The sequence below is a fragment of the Rufibacter immobilis genome (assembly GCF_003721565.1).
Lineage (GTDB): Bacteria > Bacteroidota > Bacteroidia > Cytophagales > Hymenobacteraceae > Nibribacter > Nibribacter immobilis.
On the sequence record NZ_RJJE01000002.1, the window covers coordinates 199,455 to 218,584 of the forward strand.

At 50.8% G+C, this 19,130-nt stretch carries 16 protein-coding genes; 6 read left to right on the top strand and 10 right to left on the bottom strand.

The features are described 5' to 3' along the window. Positions 1-32: 32 nt before the first annotated feature. From EFA69_RS03325 to EFA69_RS03350, 6 genes are all read right to left on the bottom strand, one after another. On the bottom strand, positions 33-2,369 hold the full coding sequence (locus EFA69_RS03325; RefSeq protein ID WP_123131668.1) for a T9SS type A sorting domain-containing protein: 2,337 nt from the start codon (positions 2,367-2,369) through the stop codon (positions 33-35). A gap of 635 nt (positions 2,370-3,004) precedes the next feature. Further along, complete coding sequence (locus EFA69_RS03330; protein ID WP_123131669.1) at positions 3,005-6,421, bottom strand: IPT/TIG domain-containing protein; 3,417 nt, start codon at positions 6,419-6,421, stop codon at positions 3,005-3,007. Positions 6,422-6,825: 404 nt separating this feature from the next. Beyond that, positions 6,826-7,521 (bottom strand): metallophosphoesterase family protein, encoded by a 696-nt coding sequence (locus tag EFA69_RS03335; RefSeq protein WP_123131670.1) that lies wholly within the window; start codon positions 7,519-7,521, stop codon positions 6,826-6,828. 137 nt (positions 7,522-7,658) lie between these two features. Then, entirely contained in the window at positions 7,659-7,901 is a 243-nt protein-coding gene (locus EFA69_RS03340; RefSeq protein WP_123131671.1) for a hypothetical protein, read from the bottom strand. A 56-nt stretch (positions 7,902-7,957) separates the two neighbouring features. Then, entirely contained in the window at positions 7,958-8,245 is a 288-nt protein-coding gene (locus tag EFA69_RS03345) for a hypothetical protein (RefSeq protein WP_148041245.1), read from the bottom strand. Between the two features lie 63 nt (positions 8,246-8,308). Continuing rightward, positions 8,309-9,169, bottom strand: a complete 861-nt coding sequence (locus EFA69_RS03350) for an SDR family oxidoreductase (RefSeq protein ID WP_123131673.1) — start codon at positions 9,167-9,169, stop codon at positions 8,309-8,311. A 209-nt stretch (positions 9,170-9,378) separates the two neighbouring features. Here EFA69_RS03350 and EFA69_RS03355 point away from each other — a divergent pair, with 209 nt between their 5' ends. The 6 genes from EFA69_RS03355 (at position 9,379) to EFA69_RS03380 (ending at position 13,963) form a co-directional block, all read left to right on the top strand. Continuing rightward, the gene (locus EFA69_RS03355) at positions 9,379-9,624 is read left to right on the top strand and encodes a 4a-hydroxytetrahydrobiopterin dehydratase (RefSeq protein ID WP_123131674.1); all 246 of its coding nucleotides are present in this window, start codon (positions 9,379-9,381) and stop codon (positions 9,622-9,624) included. A gap of 102 nt (positions 9,625-9,726) precedes the next feature. Beyond that, complete coding sequence (gene rsmI, locus EFA69_RS03360) at positions 9,727-10,416, top strand: 16S rRNA (cytidine(1402)-2'-O)-methyltransferase (RefSeq protein WP_123131675.1); 690 nt, start codon at positions 9,727-9,729, stop codon at positions 10,414-10,416. Next, on the top strand, positions 10,388-12,025 hold the full coding sequence (gene lnt / locus EFA69_RS03365; protein ID WP_245964484.1) for an apolipoprotein N-acyltransferase: 1,638 nt from the start codon (positions 10,388-10,390) through the stop codon (positions 12,023-12,025). The genes rsmI and lnt overlap by 29 nt, the downstream gene beginning before the upstream one ends. 256 nt (positions 12,026-12,281) lie before the next feature. Beyond that, on the top strand, positions 12,282-13,082 hold the full coding sequence (locus EFA69_RS03370) for an inositol monophosphatase family protein (RefSeq protein WP_123131677.1): 801 nt from the start codon (positions 12,282-12,284) through the stop codon (positions 13,080-13,082). Positions 13,083-13,206: 124 nt separating this feature from the next. Next, positions 13,207-13,392, top strand: a complete 186-nt coding sequence (locus tag EFA69_RS20205; RefSeq protein ID WP_183906677.1) for a FeoB-associated Cys-rich membrane protein — start codon at positions 13,207-13,209, stop codon at positions 13,390-13,392. 232 nt (positions 13,393-13,624) lie between these two features. After that, the gene (locus tag EFA69_RS03380; RefSeq protein WP_123131678.1) at positions 13,625-13,963 is read left to right on the top strand and encodes a hypothetical protein; all 339 of its coding nucleotides are present in this window, start codon (positions 13,625-13,627) and stop codon (positions 13,961-13,963) included. A 36-nt stretch (positions 13,964-13,999) separates the two neighbouring features. Here the strand turns inward: EFA69_RS03380 and EFA69_RS03385 are convergent, their stop codons facing one another. The 4 genes from EFA69_RS03385 to radA all read right to left on the bottom strand — a co-directional run bounded on the left by EFA69_RS03385 (position 14,000) and on the right by radA (position 19,116). Beyond that, on the bottom strand, positions 14,000-14,974 hold the full coding sequence (locus EFA69_RS03385) for a mechanosensitive ion channel family protein (protein ID WP_123131679.1): 975 nt from the start codon (positions 14,972-14,974) through the stop codon (positions 14,000-14,002). A 111-nt stretch (positions 14,975-15,085) separates the two neighbouring features. Beyond that, positions 15,086-16,141, bottom strand: a complete 1,056-nt coding sequence (locus tag EFA69_RS03390) for an SPASM domain-containing protein (RefSeq protein WP_245964485.1) — start codon at positions 16,139-16,141, stop codon at positions 15,086-15,088. Between the two features lie 61 nt (positions 16,142-16,202). Further along, on the bottom strand, positions 16,203-17,648 hold the full coding sequence (locus EFA69_RS03395; protein WP_123131681.1) for a peroxiredoxin family protein: 1,446 nt from the start codon (positions 17,646-17,648) through the stop codon (positions 16,203-16,205). Between the two features lie 88 nt (positions 17,649-17,736). Next, positions 17,737-19,116 carry a DNA repair protein RadA gene (radA, locus tag EFA69_RS03400; RefSeq protein WP_123131682.1) on the bottom strand — a complete coding sequence of 460 codons (1,380 nt, stop codon included), beginning with the start codon at positions 19,114-19,116 and terminating at the stop codon, positions 17,737-17,739. Between the last annotated feature and the right edge of the window lie 14 nt (positions 19,117-19,130).

The window sequence follows — 19,130 nt, forward strand, 5'->3', positions numbered from 1 at the left end:
GGGGGTTTTTGAAGGTGGTATGTGAATGTTAACTATTTCTTTAAGATGCGCTGGGTAATGATTTTACCGTTCAGCTCAGTGAACAGGTAATACAGACCTGGTTTCATCTTAGGGTCAACTCTGACCTCTGTCTCAGACTTGCCCTTTGGCACCATCACTCTCTTGGACATGCTTTCTTTGCCGTTGCTGGAGATAAGCTTGATGTTGAGGTCTCCGGCTTTGGGCGTGCTTACAGAAAGCTTGAGGAGGTCTGTGAACGGGTTAGGAGAAGCCTGTACAACCTGCACGCCGCAATTGAACCTCACTATCAGAATTCTGCTGTAGTACTTTCTGCCTTTGGCGTCATACATCTTCAGGCGGTAGTATCTGATGGACTCGTTTCCGGTTTTGCTGTCTTTCAGTTCAAAGGTCTGGGCCTTGTGCTTGGAATTGTTCTTCTGGAACTTGCCAATCACTTTGAAGTCGCCTTTGAAAAGATCGGTGGCTACTTCCAATTCATAGTAGAGTTTCTTGCTTCTTGGGTGGGCGTTCCACTTCAGTTTGATGATGCTGCAGTCAGTTGGGTCTTCTTCCGGCTCCAGTTCTTCGTCCTCGTCATCCTGGTCTTCACCAGGAGTAGGTTGCTCTACTACCGGTGGGGCTGGCTTAGAAGCCTCAAAGTCAATGGCGGTTCCTCCGTTATGCAGGTAAAGTTCTGTAAAGTCTGTGAGGCCCGTTAGTTCAGCAGTGAAGTAATTACCGGCGGTAGCGAAAGATGCATTGCTGATCAAGGTGGTGATGCCTGCCGCGGTATTGTCTAGATAGGCGCAGTTTTCTGTGCTGTCCTGGTTGCTGTATGAGGTGAAAAACAGATCTGTCAGGGCCGCCACACTACCCGTTGCCGCCTGATAATTGCTGAACTCAGACTGTAAACCGTACACTCTAATGCTCACCGGTTTGTCAGAAGCAGGCGGGTTAGTGGAGGAGACTCTCCAGTTTCTGGGCATCAGGCTGATTTCTGCCCCGCCTGCATTTTTTACAGTGCGGCTGCTGTCTGCGCTTACGGTAAAATCTACGGTTACTTCGCCCAAGGCATTGCCCCCATCTCTGATAGCGCCAACCAACTCACCGTTGAACTTGATTTCCTGCCACTTGTTTGATCCGTCTGAAACTACCGGTATGGTGGTGAATACAGTGTCAAAATCAGCGGTTTTTTTGGGGCTGTACACATTGGTGGCACAGGTAATGAAATGCCAGCCGTTGTTGTTTCCTTTGTTTTCGCTGTTCAAACCCGCAAAATAGTTGCCTGGGCCTGTAGCATGCACATCTGATACAATCAGGTAATCTGTGCAGAAGCCAAGGGAGGTAAAGTTGAAGGCGGCATTACTTCCTTTCACTGAAGACTGGATAGTGGTATAAGGTGCGCTGCCCAAGGTGGACAATGTTTCTATGGTCTGGGTTTGGCCGCTTTCTAAGGTTAAGATATTACCGGCGGTGCTGTCTGTTGTAATGTTGATAGGCAAAGACAGCTCCTTGAACGTGTTGCTGTTGTTTACAAAAGATTCTGGGCCGTGGAGGACTACAGATCTATAAACCTGATCTCCGCCATTGAAGGTGTGGGTGCCGGGGCCATTCAGCACTAGTTTAGATTCTGTTGCACTCAGGTTGAGGGAAGAAGAGACATCCCAGGTGCTCATGTTGTTGATGGTGGTAGTGCCTAACTCCAATGTTCTTGCTTTCTCACCAATAGACCTGAAGGTATTGATGGAAATGTTCTGGTTATTGGTCTTGAGCGTTCCTTCAACCAAGGTAATGCTGCTCCCTTGCCCGGCACTCAATTGGCTTTGTAGTATCCAGCCGCCACTACCTTCAAAGGTGATTCTGGAGGAGCCCGGGAAAGATTTGTTCAGCAGGTTAATAGGTGTCTCAGGGGTAGCCGACTTGAAGTTGATGGTAAAGCCGGCCGGCCCTGCCAACAAAAGGTTGCTGTGCACTTGGAAAGAGCCATAGACATTCAGGGCGGCGCCGCTACCTTCTAAGGTGGTAGATCTAATGTTCACCCAAGAAATGTTTTTGGCGTTGGCTTCTACGTCTACCGTAACTTTCTGCCCGGTAAATAAGAATGAGTTGAGGTCAAATACAACATCATCTGCGGCAGTGGGTAGAGTTGTATGTTTCACTTTGCCGCCACTGGTGGTAGCCCAGTGCCCTAGTTCACTCCAGGCTCCGCTGCCTCTGTTGTTTACGCCAAACGGCACCCAATAATATGTTTTTCCTGAAGCCGTTGAATCATTCATGGTGAGCGGAGACAAAGATTGTCCTAGCCATGTGAGATTTGAGAGCGACAGAGGAGCTTGCAGGCTTCTGAAAGACTCCACTCTGTTGAGCATGCTTATGCTACTATAGCGGGCGGAGGGGCTATTTGCCGTAGCCATGGTTCCGCTAATCAGAAGGAAGCTGAGTGCGAAATACACTACCTTCTTTAGAAGAGTAAAAGTTTGCTTCATAGACATGGGCTTAGTGATTCATGATAAATAAGGTATGCTTTCAGAAATAGTAACAGTCAGCTAGGGCAGATAAGGTAGTATTGAAGTGTGATATATGTAGAAATCGCAGATGTTTCTAAGGGTGGTTGTGCAGTTTTAGTACTATCATAATCCCCTTAATTTTTACATATAAACACTTTTAGATACTAATCCCTCTATTGCGCGTTCTAATATAGAATATTAATATATAAATACAAGGATTTTAGGGATTATTATATCTTTAAATATATATTGTTATATATGGGCAGATAAGACTTTTTAGAAGCAGAAAAAGCTCCCAGCTTACGAGAGGTGATAGGATTTGAGCTGTAAACTTAGAATTGGTGAAGAGATTCAACACTCTTTTTTCTTACAAGAACAGCAGGAAATAAGTGAATGGCCGCTGGGGCAGGGGATTGGGCCAAATAGGTATGGCGGTTGCAGAAGGCATAAAAAAAGGGAGACGATAGTCTCCCTTTTTTTATTTGGTCAGAGGGTGGCTATTTTTTTACCACTCTTGTAGTTGTTGTTTGACCGTTCAGTTCAGTAGATAAGATGTACATTCCTGCGCCAATTGAAGCAGTGTTTACTGGTAGCTCAATGGTGGATATGCCGCTCTCTACATTGAATGAGCGCTCAAAAGCTTTCTTACCTGTAACGTAATAGAGAACCACGTTCAGTTGGCCAGCTTGTTCAGCTGTCACCTCAATAGTTAGGTTACTTCTGTCGTCAAACGGGTTTGGATAAACAGTAACTGGTGTTGCAGCTGGAGTAGCAGCAGCAGCAGTGCGTGCTACCGCAATAGTTTTGCTGTATTCTACAGAACCATCTAAATCTACCTGTTTCAGGCGGTAATAAGTAGTAGTGCTCTTGGCTGGAGTACGGTCTTCTATTTCATAGGAGGTCAAAGAAGAACTGTTAGTTACTTTGCTTTCTACGCGTTTAACCGTCTTGAATTCCTCTCTCTTTGGATTAGCGCTTGCCTGTACTTCAAAATAGGCGTTGTTCTTTTCTGTAGCGGTTTTCCAGCTCAGCATAACAGCGTTAGAAGCAGGCGTTGCTGTGAAGTCTACCAGTTCTACTGGCAAGGTGGTGGTTAGAACGAAGAAGTTCATTTCTGCAGTTCCTCCAGCCGTTTTCACAATGATTGGCCCTTCTGTGGCGGCTTCAGGCACAATGGTAACTAAGCCTTCTGCAGTTTCTTCAAATTGTGCAGGAGTGTTTTTGAAGGATACGGAGAGAACTCTGCTTAAGTCTGTGCCTGTGATGGTCACCACTGTTCCGGCCGGACCAGCGTTAGGTTCAACATTGTTGATCACTGGGGCAGGCACAATCATGGTAAACTTAGAGTCTGTTTCAGTTAGTCCATATTCTCCGTCCACGGCAATGAAGTCAGTGGCTGCATCGGCTGGTACGGTAGCTCTTACTTCATTCTCGCTAATGAACTCGTAGTTGTCTGCGTAGATATAATTGCCAGAGGCGTCCTTGAAGTACACGTTGCCGTCTACCCAGAAGTTAGCACCTGTGATGGTCACCACTGTGCCCGCAGGGCCAAACTTAGGAGAGAAATCTGTGATGATTGGAGTTGGAACCGTTACGGTAAAGTTAGTTTGTGCAGCGCCTCCTGCTGTGGTAACTATCATGTTGCCTGAGACTGCTCCCTCTGGAACGATCACGATTAAATTGTTCTCGTCTGTGTCATCATATTCCGTGGCAAGAGTTCCACCAAAGGTGATGCTTTGGATCCCTTTTAGGTTAGAGCCTTGTACATAAACGATTGTTCCTACAGGGCCTGCGTTAGGGTCAACAGTGGCGATTACTGGTGCAGGAACCGTTACAGTGAATTTGGTGGCAGTTTCAGTAAGTCCAGACTCTCCGTCCACGGCAATAAAGTCTGATGCCGCATCGGCTGGAACAGTGGCTCTTACCTCAGTGGTGCTCACGTACTCGTAGTTGTCTGCGTAGATGTATTCACCTGACGCATCCTTGAAGTACACATTGCCGTCTACCCAGAAGTTGGAGCCAGTAATGGTGACCACTGTGCCCACTGGGCCAGACTTAGGAGAGAAATCTGTGATGATTGGAGCTGAGATAACGGTAAAAACAGCTATGCTGGTAGTGGTCTGCGAAAAGTTGTTATAAGATAACTTCACAGTTCCTGTAGCAGCGCCTGCTGGCACTGTGGCGGTTAATGTGTTGTCATCTACTACCGTATAGGTGGCTGTTTTTCCGTTTTCAAAGATAACGCTTGTGGTGTTTACCAGATTGGAACCCTTGATCAAAATGGTGTTTCCTACCGCTGCCGCGTTAGGCTCAAAGCTGCTGATAGTAGGCGGAAGAAGAACTCCTGTTCCTGAAAGGTTAATGGAATAAGGGTTCTCATTGGCGTCATTATTGGCAATTAAGATGTTCGCAGTTTTGGCCGATACTGAAGTTGGCTTAAACGCTACCTCAAAGGTAGACGAACCGCCGGCTGGGATGGAAGCATCTGGTTGCTTCGTGATCTGAAACTGGTTTGCATCTGTGCCTCTTAAAGCCAACGGGGTGGTTAGGGTAAGAGGTACATTGCCCGTGTTGTGGATAGTGAAAGTAAAAGGAGCGCTGGTGGTGTTGATGTTGCGTTCCCCAAAGGCTTGGGCGGAGCTGCCTCCCTGAGAGTTGCTGCCAGGAGTTACATCAATTTCTGGAGCTTGCACTGTAAAGGAAGCAGTACTGGTTGAACTTTGAGAGTTGTTATTGTACGTAAGCTTCACTAGTCCGGAAACAGCACCGGCGGGTACTGTGGCCGTGAGGGTATTGTCGTCCAGTACTTTAGGAACTACGGTTTTATTACTTTCAAAAACTACGTTGTTCGTATTGGTCAGATTAGAGCCTTTGATCGTAATGGTAGTACCCACCGAAGCCGCATTGGGTTCAAAGCTGCTGATGGTAGGGGCAAGAAGGACACCTTTCCCGGTTAAGTTAATTGTATAAGGATTCTCAGTGGCATCATCATTAATGATGCTGATTGTTGCGGTCTTGGTAAGTACTGAAGTGGGTTTAAACGCTACCTCAAAGGTAGACGAACCGCCGGCTGGGATGGAAGCATCTGGCTGCTTCGTAATTTGGAACTGGCTCGGGTCTGTACCACTTATCGTAATTGGAGTAGTAACTGATAAAGCTGCAGGGCCAGTATTCTGGATAGTAAAGGTAACCGGAGCACTAACTACATTCAGGTTCTGATCTGCAAAAGTATAAGAAGAACTGCCTCCCTGTGCACTGCTGCCTGGGATGACATTGATCTCAGGAGCAGATGGTGGTGGTGGAGTAGCTTCTGCAATACTTACTCGGTCAATCAATACAGCGCCATTGGTTTGTAGGTTTGTGGCTAATCTAAGTCTCACAAACTTCGTACTTGGTTTAATATTGACTTTTTTCTCTTCACCGTCACCGCTTGAGTTTATTTGTCTCACTAAAGTCGTGTATGAAGCTATTGGAGAGTAATTGCCATCTGTTTCAGATTCTTCAACCACAAAAGTACCGTCATATAGTGCCGTGCCTGTGCCAGTATATCTATAAGCGATATAAAAGCTTAGTTCACCGGGTATTATACTGGCAGGTAAGCCAGAGAGATTTATTTTGATGAAATCTCCAGTACCGTCAAAACCTGCTGATCTTGTATTCAGGGCATTGTTAGTGGACGGACCTAAGTTAACAGAGGGGTCAGTGGCTAAACCATTTTGAGACCAACCTGAGGGATAGGGTAATGTGGGGGTGCTATTATCCCAACGACCATAATGTAACGTGGGCAAACTTGTTACCTGCGCCTGCGCTTGCAGCATAGGCATCAATCCGTAAAGCAGCACGGCTATAAATAACCAGACCCTGCTCGCATTTCTTTTCCCGGAAGACTTACTTCTGAGTAAATGTTTCTCCATAAAGGCTACTTTAAGTTAATTAATTGTTTTTGTTGCTGTATGTTTAATCTATTGTGCAATACTTATTTATAAGTATTCGCTGATTCTTGTGTGCTGCAAAAATTTAAAATTATATAAGATTAATTATGTATTAAGCCACTTAAATATTTAAGCGGCTTAATACGTGTAAATTTAATAGAAAGTTCCATTACAGATGCTAAAAAGATATAAATCTTTTTAGCTGTTATTTACCCCTAGGCAATAACATCTATATATACGAATTGGCTAATTTATGTTTATAAGCCTTGAGAAAGCCCATTTTTTGGCAGGTAAGTTCTAGCAATTGTGAGGGTATTTGTAATAAGGATGTAAATATTAAGATTGTAGCAACTAATATATTATATTATAAATATGAATATTTATAATTACTTGACATTGATGGGATAAGATTGTTCTATATTCTTTAGAAAGAATAGTGCTACTTCATCTAAGTGAAAGGCGCAAAGCTGTCCAAATTCTTCATTACGGTAATAAGTGCAGCCTGCATCTAGATTGATGGCTGCCTTTTTCTTATTGGTCGCTTTTCTAATAGTACTGGCTGTAACGGGTACGTGACCATGCAACAGCAGGCGCTCTCCCAACTTGGCTTTGGAAGGTTGCATGCGTTTTGTGTTCAATAGAAGGTGATTACTGGTGAGCAATGGGTTAGTGAGTGAAAAATCTAGCCCCGCGTGTACCAGGATGTAATCATCCAGCACAACCAGGAGCGGCATGGCTCTGATGAAGGCGATGTATTTGGAAGGGATGTCCTTGAACTGATGTACGCCAAAGTTTTGCAGAGTCTTCTGCTTTTCGGCTTCCGGAAGCCATACAGTATGCTCTCCCTGGTCTATGGCATCTAATAAAAGCTGGTCATGGTTACCACGCAGGCAGGTAAGTTGGTAGCCTCTCTGCTGGAGCGTGAAGAGGTAATCTAACACACCTTTGCTATCAGGGCCTTTGTTAATGTAGTCTCCCAGCAGGTAGAGGTGGTCCTGGGGGCGCAATTGTATGATTTCTTCAACCATGGTTCTGAACGTGACCAGACACCCATGAATATCTGAGATGGCATAGCGGGCCATAGGCAAGTGGTTTTGTGAAACAGGAAGCCGTTGAAGAGTAGCCGTTTAGGGGCCGTTTTTCCAGAATTAGCTCTAAACCAGCCACAAAAAAGCACCTTCTGGTGGGGAAGGTGCTTTTCTTGAAGAGGCATGGCAAATCAAGTTCCGCCGTAGCCGGGCTTGTTGATGCTTGGTTTATTGGTGTTGCGGTTAGGGTGCGTGATAGCCTCCGGAACCGGACGCTCCTGGTCGTCTAAATGTTTGGCCACAATTTCCTCGGCTCTGTCAATTTCCTCTGGGCCACCGGTGGTTTTCATTCCGGCTTTTGAGGTGCCGTGGGCAGTAGGGTCGCCTTTCTGAGACTTAGAGTCGTGGCTGGTGTTCTTGCTTTTATAAGGCATAGTAATCCTCCTTCGCTTTTAGTTCAACATCAAAAAAAGTACTGTGACAACGGGCATCAGGTGCCGCGGCCTTCTTCCTCGGTGCGCATGTTATCTTTGGGCGGCTCAGTGCTATCGGCTTCTTCATTTACGCTTACGCCGGTTGGTCCGTCAGAGGAATCTGAACCGTAGCCTTCCTTGCCGTCTCTGTTCCCAAAGCCGCCGCGCTGAGCTTCGTTTTTGGGCGGATCTGCGCCCGGAATGATATGCCCGGCCATCATGTCTTCCATGTTGGTGGCCGTGTCATCTATAACCCGTATAGGACGATCGTGCCCGTTGGGGTGTCCATTATTTTCAGTTGCCATAGGCGTTTGTGTTAGGTGAGTTGGTCTTACCGTTTACTGTTTTCCACGTGGAAAGGTTGAGGCTTACCCTCCTATCTGCTCGCCGCCGTTCACGTGAATGGTCTGCCCGGTAATGTAAGAAGCGTCTTCAGAGGCCAGGAAAACGTAGGCAGGGGCCACTTCTGAAGGCTGACCCAACCGGCCCATGGGCTGGCTTTTGCCAAACTCCCCTACTTCCTCCAATGTGGCCGGAATCAAGGGCGTCCAGATAGGGCCCGGAGCTACGGCGTTTACCCTAATGCCTTCCTTGGCCAGGTTCTGCGACAGCGAGCGGGTAAAAGAGGTAATGGCGCCTTTGGTGGCTGAGTAGTCCATGAGGTGGTCTGAGCCGCGGTAAGACGTAATGGAGGTGGTGTTAATGATGCAGTCGTTTTTCTGGAGGTGGTTCAGGGCTGCCTGCGCCACGTAGAAGTACGCGAAAATATTGGTCCTAAAGGTCTTCTCCAGTTGGTCAGCGGTGATTTCACGCAGGTCTTCTTTTTCGTGCTGCTCCGCGGCGTTGTTCACCAGAATGTTGAGGCCGCCCAGTTCTTTCACGGCCTGCGCCACGCTGTCTTTGCAGAAAGCTTCATCGCGCAGGTCGCCGGGGATGAGCACGCACTTGCGGCCTTCCTTCTCCACCATCGCTTTGGTGTCCTGGGCATCCTGGTCTTCGTTGAGGTAAACAATGGCCACATCGGCGCCTTCGCGGGCGAAATGCACCGCCACCGCCCGACCAATGCCGCTGTCGCCGCCGGTGATGAGGGCTTTCTTGCCTTTCAGCTTGTCGCTGCCTTTGTAGCTTTCCCGTATCACAATGGGCTCAGGACCCATTTCATGTTCATGACCGGGCTGGCTGCTCTGGTGCTGGTCTGGCACCTCTTGGGGTTTCTGTTCTTCTGCCATAGTTTTATAATGGTTGGAATAGGTTTCAGCTATACCGCTGATGCCGGCTACTCCAGAGGGAGCCAGACCATCAGGGGTTGGCCTTCGCAGAATGCGAGGGCGTTAAAAGAATACGAGGGGCGAGAAAAGAAAAGCTACGTTTAGCGGCTGTTTTTCTGAAAACAGAGTAAAAACACGGAGACCAGAACCAATAGACAAACCCTCTTGCTATGTGGACCGAAGAAGAAAACTGCCTGCGCCGCCGCTTCACGTTCAAAGACTTTAAGGAGGCCTTCGGGTTTATGGTGGAGGTGGCCCTGGTGGCCGAGGAACTGAATCATCACCCGTGGTGGAGCAACGCCTACAACCGCGTGGAGATCAGGCTCAGCACCCATGACGCCGGGAACGTTGTTACGCCCAAAGACCATGAACTGGCCCGCCGCATTGATAGAATAGCCCAGGGCTATGGCCTCTGAGGTGCGTTTAGCGCCTCTTTTTCCTAAAACAAGGCCAAACTGGAAATCAATTCAAACCCCAAGACTCAGAACTCAGGACTAAATAATTAGTATCTTTGACCTATGGCCGAACCTACTGAAGAGACCTGTTTATATTTAGTGCCCACGCCCATTGGCAACCTGGAAGACATTACCCTGCGCGCCATCCGGATTCTGAAGGAAGTGGACGTGGTGCTGGCAGAAGATACCCGCACCAGCGGCAAATTGCTGAACCACCTGGGCATTGAGAAACGCATGCACAGCCACCACCTGCACAATGAGCACAAAGCCGTGGCGCACCTGGTGGAGCGCCTGAAAAAAGGCGAGAAAATGGCCATGGTGTCAGATGCCGGTACGCCCGGAATCTCAGACCCGGGGTTTCTGTTGGTGCGGGCCTGCGTGCAGGAAGGAATCAAGATTGAGTGCCTCCCCGGCCCCACCGCCTTTGTGCCCGCGCTGGTAAAATCTGGGTTCAGCACCGATAGGTTTACGTTTGAAGGTTTCCTGCCCGTGAAGAAAGGCCGCCAGACGCGCTTGCAGAGCCTGGCCCAGGAAGAGCGCACCATGATCTTCTATGAATCGCCGCATAGGGTGTTAAAGACGCTGGAGCAGTTCAAGGAATACTTTGGGGCGGAGCGCCAGGCCTCCGTGAGCCGCGAGATCAGCAAACTATTTGAAGAAACGCTCAACGGCACCCTGGAGGAGCTGGTGCAGACGTTTACCACTAAAGCTATAAAAGGAGAATTTGTCATTGTTGTTCAAGGAAGCAAATAACCGCTTTTACCTCCCGCTGCTGGCGCTGCTGAGCGCTTTTACGTTGTGGTTGGGCTGGCCCGTGAAGCCGCTGGCCATTGTGTTGTTTCTGGGTTGGGTGCCGTTCCTGTTCATGGAGCAGGCCATCTCGGCCAAGGCCGAACCCAAGCGCGGGCGCACGTTTTTCAAGAACACGTACCTGCTGCTGCTGCTCTGGAATATCTTCACCACGTATTGGGTAAGCTACTCTACGCTGGGTGGCGGTATTGCGGCGGTGCTGTTCAATGCGCTGTTCATGTCTGTGCCGCTGGTGGCGTTCTTTTTCACGAAGAAAGCGGCGGGCAAAACTATTGGCTACCTCAGTTTGCCCGTGTACTGGATCGCGTTTGAGCAGTTCCATCTCAACTGGGACCTAAGCTGGCCCTGGCTCACGCTGGGTAACGGCTTCTCGGCGCTGCCCGCTTGGGTGCAGTGGTATGAATACACCGGTTTTTTAGGTGGCTCAGTTTGGGTGTGGGTAGTGAATCTGCTGGCCTTCTTTGCTTTGCAGGCTCCCAAGGATGCCTGGGGGAAACGTTTGGCGCCGGGACTGGCCGTGTTGGTGCCCATGATCATCTCCTTCCTTATCTACAGCAACTATGAAGAGCAGGGCGAGCAGGCCGAGGTAGTGGTGGTGCAGCCCAACGTAGACCCGTACCGCGAGAAGTTTGAGGGCGGCGAAGGCTACATCCCGTTTGAGCAGCAGCTGAACCGCCTCATTAAACTGTCTGAGCAGCAAATCACCCCCAACACCAGGTTTCTGCTCTGGCCCGAGACCTCCATCAGCAACGGGCTTAACTGGGAAGAGAACTTCAGTACCAGCAGTGTGCGCTACGTGCTCAGTGATTTCCTGAGCCGCCACCCCGGCCTGGAACTGGTGGCGGGCATTACCACCGCCAAGTTGTATCCAGACTCTACCCAAAGATCCGGCACGGCCCGCTTTCATCCGCAGATTGGGTATTTTGATGTCTATAACGCGGCCCTGCACTTGAAGCAGAACGGCCAGCATGAGTTCTACCACAAATCCAAACTGGTGCCGGGCGTGGAGAAAACCCCTTACCCTGGGTTCTTCAAGATTCTGAAAGCCCTGGCCATTGATCTGGGCGGCATTGCCGGGAACATGGGTAGCCAAGACACCCGCTCCGTGTTCGCGCATAGCCAAGCACCTACTTTGGTGGGCGCCCCCGTGATCTGCTATGAGTCTATCTACGGCGAGTTTGTGAGCGAATACATCCGCAACGGGGCCAGTGCCATCTTCATCATCACCAATGATGCCTGGTGGAGCGACAGCCCCGGCTACAAGCAGCACCTGAGCTACGCCTCTCTGCGGGCCATTGAAACCCGCCGTGACGTAGCCCGCGCGGCCAATACCGGCATCTCGGGGTTCATCAATCAGAAAGGCGAGTTATTGCAGAAATCGGGGTGGTGGGAACAGGCGGCCCTCCGTGACCAGATCCGGTTCAACCAGAAGCAGACGTTTTACACCCGCTACGGCGAGTTCATTGGGCACGGCACCCAGTGGCTGGCCATTGGCTTGGCGGTGCTGGCGGTGGTGCTGGGCATTACGCGCCGAAACAGAAATGCCGTATAAACAAAGTTTAAGTGTCCGTTGCGTTTAGCGCCTGTTTTTGCAAAAACAGGCGCTAAACGCAAATCAGACGTAACGTTTTACCAAACTCTCGCTCGCCTCTGGCGAGTGTGGGTGACCTGCGGCCTCTGGCCGAGTTAAGAAGTGTAAGCGCTAAAGCGGCGGCGGGACGCCGTATGCAGCTCACACTCGCCAGAGGCGAGCGAGAGGTTATTTAAGAACTATAAACAGACTGTATCAGTCATTCCTTTTTGAATTTATGACAGATTTATCCGCGCTCCGCGACCAGGTAGTGACCCTAACCAGAGAAGTTGGGAAATTCATTTTTTCTGAGGCTGCCAACTTTGACGCTTCCCGCATGGAGCACAAAGGCCTCAATGATTTAGTCTCCTACGTAGACAAAGAAGCCGAAAAGCGCCTGGTGGAAGGTCTGGAGAAGTTCTTGCCCCAGGCTGGGTTCATTGCCGAGGAAGGCACCAAGACCGAGCAGGCCGAGGAATTCAACTGGATCATTGACCCGCTGGACGGCACCACCAACTTCATCCACGGCTTGCCGGTGTACTCGGTGAGCATCGCCCTGATCCAGAGAGACGAGCTGGTACTGGGCGTGGTGTATGACATCTGCCGCGATGAGTGCTATCACGCCATCAAAGGCGGCGGGGCATACTGCAATGAGGAGCGCATCTACGTGTCTAAAGTGCCGTCTCTGTCCGGTTCCCTGATAGCCACCGGTTTCCCGTACTACAGCTTTGACCTCATGCAGAAATACCTGCAGGTGATGGGCTCGTTCATGCAGGGCTGCCACGGCCTGCGCCGGTTAGGCTCTGCCGCGTTGGATCTGGCCTACGTAGCCGCGGGTCGGTTTGAAGGGTATTTTGAGTTCAACATCAACTCCTATGACGTGGCCGGCGGCGCAATTCTGGTGCAGGAAGCTGGCGGGCAGGTCACTGACTTCAGGGGCGGCAAGAACTTTGTGTTCGGGCGGGAAATCTGCGTGAGCAACAGCCCACAGGTGCAGCAGGAAATGCTAGGCCTCATTGAGCCTTTCTGGAAGGAATAGAGAGCGTGGGGCCTTTCCGTTTAGGGGCTGTTTTTGGAAAAAGAGGCCCTAAACGGGAAGGCCCGGCGCACATTTTAGACGGGCGGTAAACTATTTGTACCTTTGCCCGCGTTACGCTTGTGTTATGGTACAGGAAATCATCATCTTCATCATATTTGCGTTGGCCAGCGGTTACGTGCTGCGGCTGGGCTACAAGAGCTTCTTTGCCAAAGAGGCGGGGTGTGCCAAAGGCTGCGGCGGGGCCTGCTCCTCCATAGACCTCAAAAAGATTGAACGCGAGATACAGGCGAAGCAGGCCGCTGCTAAGTAACCTGTTCTTCCCTTCGCTCCTACCTGAAAAGCCATTCTACCCAGAATGGCTTTTTCTTTTGCGTTTAGGGGCTGTTTTTGGAAAAAGAGCCCCTAAACGCAAAAGCTATCCGGAGCATCTTCCATCGGCTTGAATATCTTTTTTTTTGAATATAACTGGCAACCACCGGCGGGTTTTACGTATAGGCCACATATAAACCAACGATTCTGACAACACCTTAACATACCTAGCCATGCAAGACAAGGAAGAAGAAAGAAGCTTGATAAACGTAGAAGCCCGCCTGAAGAAAGAAGGATATGTCACCGATTTCAGAGTGACCGAAGACAACCGCCTCTGTACCCTGAAGGGCGATAAAAGTTATTCTGTGGAAGAAGTGCGCATTGTGGATTTCTACCGCTTTGAGGGCGAGACCAACCCAGATGACATGTCCATTCTGTACGCCATTGAATGCACAGACGGCACCAGAGGCACTATCTCCAACTCCTACGGCCCCTACGCCGACCAGAACATTGACGCCTTCCTCAAAGAGGTGGAAGACATGGGCAAGAACCTGGACAAGAGCGACAAGTAATCTGTACAGTTAGCCACAAAGAAAAAGCGGCAGAGGTTATTCCTCTGCCGCTTTTTCTTTGCCTTCGTCTTGCTGGGTGGGGTGCACTTCCAATTTGGTGGTTTTGGCCAGGGAGGGCAGCCCGTCCTTTTCTTTGAGTTCTATAGAGAGGTCTTTGCCGCCCTTCACCCCAAAGTTGAGGGTCGTGATTGGGAACGGTATTTCTATCTTATGCTGGTCAAAGGCTTTCTTGATCTTCATGATGGCCTCGCTCTTGGCGTACACGAAATCGGTCTGGCGTTTGTAGTTGATCCAGTAGCGCACCAGAAAGTTGATGCTGCTGTCCCCAAACTCCTCATACACCACTTCCACCTCCTTGCTGGAGATCATGTTGGTGATGTCTTTCATGGCCTCTTTGACCACGTGCTGCACCCGTTCCAGGTCCTCGGCGTAAGAGACGCCCACTTTCAGGTCAATGCGCCGGATGCCGTAGTGCGAGAAGTTGGTGAGCGCAGATTCAAACACCTTGCGGTTGGGCACCTTCACCAACTCGCCGGTCTGTCTTCTAATATCCACGGTACGCAGGTTAATGCGCTCAATGGTCCCGAAGTGCTCATTCGTTTCAATGACATCACCTACCACAAACGGTTTTCGGAAGGCGATGATCACCCCAGAGATAAAGTTGGCGGCAATGTCCTGGAACGCGAAACCCAAGGCCAAACCAATGATACCGGCACCCGCCAATAAGGTGGTGACTGTTTTGTCCAGCTTGAGAATACTGAGGGTGAAAAAGATGCCCAAGGTAAGAATACCCACATACACTGAGGTGCCCACCAGGTTGTTGAGGGCGCTGCTATGGGTGAACCTGATGAGCAGTTTGTCTGAGGTACGGCGCAGGAGCCGGGCCGCAATGAACGTAAGCACCAGCACCAGCATGGCCAAAAACAGGTTGGGCAGCATGAGTACAATCTGCTTCAGCCAGATCTCAAGCTTGCGCCAAAGGAGTTGAAACGCTTCGTTTATTTCAGTCACAGGAATGGGAATAGTAGAAAACAGAAACCACGCCCAAGAACGACGGCTCAGGCACTGAATTCCTCATACGGAAGATAAGGAAATCTAGCTACGGAAACCAATGCCAACGGGTTAGCCCCAGACTTTGGTGCCCTCAGAACAGTTGCGGCACATCTCTATCTGGCTGCGCCCCCTGAGCAGGGAACCCCTGAACTTGCGGTACGTCTCGCTTTTCCAAAGCTCCTTGAAGCTCTGCTCCTTCAGGTTGCCCAGGCGGTTATGTGCGTCTTTGTCAAAGCAGCAGGGCACCACCAGCCCATCCCAGGTGATGACGCAGGAATGCCACATTTTCCAGCAGCCATCAATGAGTTTGTTCTTGAGCGAGTACGTGCCGTTAGGCTGCGCCTGGTAGCGCGAATAGTAATCTATGGTAGGAATGAGCGGGGAGCCGTTCTGGTAATCGTAGATCTGGGCGGTTTTAAACCAGACATCGTCCACGCCCAGTTCTTTGGCCAGCTGCCGGGCCTCGTCTATTTGGTGCTCGTTGGGGCGCACCACCAGAAACTGGAAGATGAGGTACGGGGTCTTCGACTTGAGCTCGCGCTTGTACTTCACCAGCCGTTTGGTGCCCTCCAGCACTTTGTCCAGTTTACCGCCTACGCGGTATTGCTTGTACACCTCCTGGGTGGTGCCGTCCAGGGAAATGATGAGCCGGTCCAGGCCAGATTCAACGGTGCGGCGGGCATTTTCTTCGGTGAGATAATGGGCGTTGGTGGAGGTGGCCGTGTAAATGCCTTTGCCGGAGGCGTACTTTACCATGTCCAGAAAGGAAGGGTTGAGGTACGGTTCGCCCTGGAAATAGAACAGCAGGTACAGCAAACGGTCCTGGAGCTCGTCAATGGTTTGCTTGAACAGATCATCGGCCAGCATGCCCGTGGGCCGCGTGAATGACCGAAGGCCGCTGGGGCACTCTGGGCAGCGCAGGTTGCAGGAGGTGGTGGGCTCAAACGAAATACTGACCGGGCTGCCCCAGTGCCGGGGCTTCTTGGTAAGGCGGGCCAAGGCATAACTGCTCACCACCTGCAGCGCGTTCCAGGCGCGGCGCGGCGTAAGCTTAGACGCTAAATTCAATCCGTCTTGTAAGGTGCCTCGGGTCAAAGTGAGTGGGGTATAGACAACAAATGCCACCTTTTACGGATGGCACCTGTCTGTGTTTAGAGCCTCTTTTTTCAAAAGTAAGCAAAAAACGTTATTTGCGGGCAGAGGAGTTACGGTATTGGTCTACGGCGGCGGCAATGTCGCGGGCTCCTTCGGCGTGGCCCGGACGGCGGGCGTTGGTGTTAATGAGGGTACCGTCTGGCGCGATGAGGAAGTATGCCGGGAAAGATTTCACATCATAGTCCTTCAGAATCTGCGCCGACAGGTCTGGGGCGTACAGGTGCGTTCCCGGCAGTTTTTTCTGCGCGATGTTCGCTTTCCAGGTATTAAAGTCTTCGCCTACGGAGACCTGCAGTAACTCAATGCCTTTAGATGCCAGCTGCTCCGCGAAGTATTTGTAAGCCAGTTGGTCTACGGTGCAAATGCCGCAGTGCGTGCGCCAGAAGCCCAGATACACCATTTTGTTTTTGAAACTGCTCAAAGAAACGCTGTCTCCGTCTGAGGATATCAAGGTAAACGCCGCTGCTTTGGTGCCTAACCCTACCCTTCTGAACTGACGGTATTGGCTCGTGACATAAGAAAGGTAATTGGTGTCTTTCACTTCTTTCTGGAAATCAAGATACATGGCGTCTGCGTCTGGCACATATCCAAACCGGAACGTCTGAGACAGGATACGGGACAGCATCATGTCACGGGCGCTGCCACGCAGCTCTTGTTTCACTAATTTGTAGAGCGTAGGGTAATAGTCTCTCTCCAGGTTGGTGGGCTGCTCCTGCAAAGCTCTGTACTGGAAGTAATTGTTCAGGAAGTCTAAATAGGCTTGGTTGCGCAGGGCGCCGGGGGCATTCAGGTTAACTTCCTTCAGGAAATCATAATAAGTAGGGGAAAGCTCGGGCGGAAGGCCACCCACCCGCTTGCGCACATCTACATACGTAAGGCGGTCGTTGGCGTAGCTGAAGTCTATCTGGGCCTGGGCATAAGCTTTAAACGCCTCAGAAACTTTATTACTTTTCAGGAACTTCTCTAGGAACTTGCGTTGGTCCTGGCGGCGCTCGTCCAGAAACAGCAGGAAGTTCTTTTCCTGTTTAAAGATGTTGCTGGGCAGTACCTGGTAATCTTCCTCTTCCTCAAACTTGCGCTCAAACTGCACCAGATAGTTGTTCTCCACAAAACCCTGGCCTTTGAGTTTCAGGCTGCTCACAAAGTCTTCGGCATCTACCCGTACATCCAAATTGTCGCCGGGTTGCAGGTACAGCATGACAGACTCCGGGCCGTGCACCAGCTCACCCAGCATTGGCTCCGCAACCGGAACTTGCAGGGTAAACTCGCCATTGCCTTTGAGGGCAACCGTGTGCGATTGACCAGAGTAAGAAGCCGGCACGGTGTAAAGCTCCAGCAGCACGCTGTCACTAACGGAATTGTCTATTTTGCCGGTGATGGTAGCCGTGCCCTGAGCCCAGGCAGCAGAGCCGGTTCCAAAGAAGATGGTCAGGAAAAACACCGCAGAAGTCAGCAACCTTTGAGTAGGGAAACGCATCGCTATTAGTTATGTAAGAGGATGAATGTTGTCTTCAAGTATGGTTGGTAAACGCCCAGGCTCATTGAAATAGTTCAAATCCAGTAAACTATCCGAACAGGCCACTAAACACTTCCTCCAGTCTGCAGGCGGCATGGATTCTGATGTTGAACCTATCCAGATCTACTCCCTTTTTGTTGTACTTGGAGATGTATATATCCTGGAACCCTAGCTTTTCGGCTTCAGAGATGCGTTGCTCAATGCGGTGCACGGCACGTACCTCTCCTCCCAGACCCACCTCGGCGGCGAAGCAGGTGGTATGCGGAATGGCCACATCTTCAAAAGAGGAAAGCAGGGCCGCGCAGATGGCCAGGTCCAGGGCCGGGTCTTCTACTTTGAGGCCTCCGGCGATGTTCAGGAATACGTCCTGCGTACCCAGTTTAAAGCCGCCGCGCTTCTCCAGTACAGCCAGCAGCATGTTCAGGCGCTTCACGTCAAAGCCGGTGGCGGTGCGCTGCGGAGTGCCGTACGTAGCCGGGGAAACCAGGCTCTGTACCTCAATGAGCAGCGGGCGGTTGCCTTCCATGGTGCCGCCAATGGTAATGCCGCTGAACGACTCCTCGCGCTGCGAAATCAAAATCTCCGAAGGGTTGCTCACCTCGCGCAGGCCGGTGCCCAGCATCTCGTAAATACCCAGCTCAGAGGTAGAGCCGAAGCGGTTTTTGGTGGTGCGCAGAATGCGGTACGTCATGTGGCGGTCGCCCTCAAATTGCAGCACGGTGTCTACCATGTGCTCCAGAATCTTGGGCCCGGCCAGGTTGCCTTCTTTGGTGATGTGCCCAATCAGAAACACCGGCGTGCCGCTCTCCTTCGCGAACTTGAGCAGCTCAGCCGTACATTCCCGCACCTGCGCCACGCTGCCCGCACCGCTTTCAATAAAGGAAGAGTGCAGGGTCTGGATGGAGTCAATGATCAGGACATCGGGCTGCAGTTGTTCTATCTGCTTGAAGATGTTCTGCGTGCCGGTCTCGGTGAGGATAAAGCAGTTGGGGTGCTGGGCGCCCAGGCGCTCGGCCCGCATTTTTATCTGTTGCTCACTTTCCTCCCCAGAGATGTAGAGCACGCGCTGGCCGCGCAGGCTCAAGGCAATCTGGAGCATGAGCGTGGATTTGCCAATGCCCGGTTCTCCGCCAATCAGGACCATGGAGCCGGGCACAATGCCGCCGCCCAACACGCGGTTCAGTTCGGCGTCTTGGGTCACAATGCGAGCCTGCTCAGAGTACGTAATTTCCGCGATGGGTTTGGGTTTGCTGGCCACTTGCTGGCTGCTGGTGCCCACTTTCCAGGCGGTGGTGGGCGTCACGTCTTCGCGCGCCAGCACTTCCTCCACGTAGGTGTTCCACTCGCCGCAGGCCGGGCAACGGCCAATCCATTTAGCCGATTGCGCTCCGCAGTTCTGACAAAAATATGCTGTTTTGATCTTAGCCATAAAAGGATGTTCCG

Excerpts from the sequence above, each read along its gene's own strand:
- EFA69_RS03325 (WP_123131668.1), bottom strand. The coding sequence starts at position 2,369 with ATGCTCAACAGAGTGGAGTCTTTCAGAAGCCTGCAAGCTCCTCTGTCG.
- EFA69_RS03330 (WP_123131669.1), bottom strand. The coding sequence starts at position 6,421 with ATGGAGAAACATTTACTCAGAAGTAAGTCTTCCGGGAAAAGAAATGCG.
- EFA69_RS03335 (WP_123131670.1), bottom strand. The coding sequence starts at position 7,521 with ATGGCCCGCTATGCCATCTCAGATATTCATGGGTGTCTGGTCACGTTC.
- EFA69_RS03340 (WP_123131671.1), bottom strand. The coding sequence starts at position 7,901 with ATGCCTTATAAAAGCAAGAACACCAGCCACGACTCTAAGTCTCAGAAA.
- EFA69_RS03345 (WP_148041245.1), bottom strand. The coding sequence starts at position 8,245 with ATGGCAACTGAAAATAATGGACACCCCAACGGGCACGATCGTCCTATA.
- EFA69_RS03350 (WP_123131673.1), bottom strand. The coding sequence starts at position 9,169 with ATGGCAGAAGAACAGAAACCCCAAGAGGTGCCAGACCAGCACCAGAGC.
- EFA69_RS03355 (WP_123131674.1), top strand. The coding sequence starts at position 9,379 with ATGTGGACCGAAGAAGAAAACTGCCTGCGCCGCCGCTTCACGTTCAAA.
- rsmI (WP_123131675.1), top strand. The coding sequence starts at position 9,727 with ATGGCCGAACCTACTGAAGAGACCTGTTTATATTTAGTGCCCACGCCC.
- EFA69_RS03370 (WP_123131677.1), top strand. The coding sequence starts at position 12,282 with ATGACAGATTTATCCGCGCTCCGCGACCAGGTAGTGACCCTAACCAGA.
- EFA69_RS20205 (WP_183906677.1), top strand. The coding sequence starts at position 13,207 with ATGGTACAGGAAATCATCATCTTCATCATATTTGCGTTGGCCAGCGGT.
- EFA69_RS03380 (WP_123131678.1), top strand. The coding sequence starts at position 13,625 with ATGCAAGACAAGGAAGAAGAAAGAAGCTTGATAAACGTAGAAGCCCGC.
- EFA69_RS03395 (WP_123131681.1), bottom strand. The coding sequence starts at position 17,648 with ATGCGTTTCCCTACTCAAAGGTTGCTGACTTCTGCGGTGTTTTTCCTG.
- radA (WP_123131682.1), bottom strand. The coding sequence starts at position 19,116 with ATGGCTAAGATCAAAACAGCATATTTTTGTCAGAACTGCGGAGCGCAA.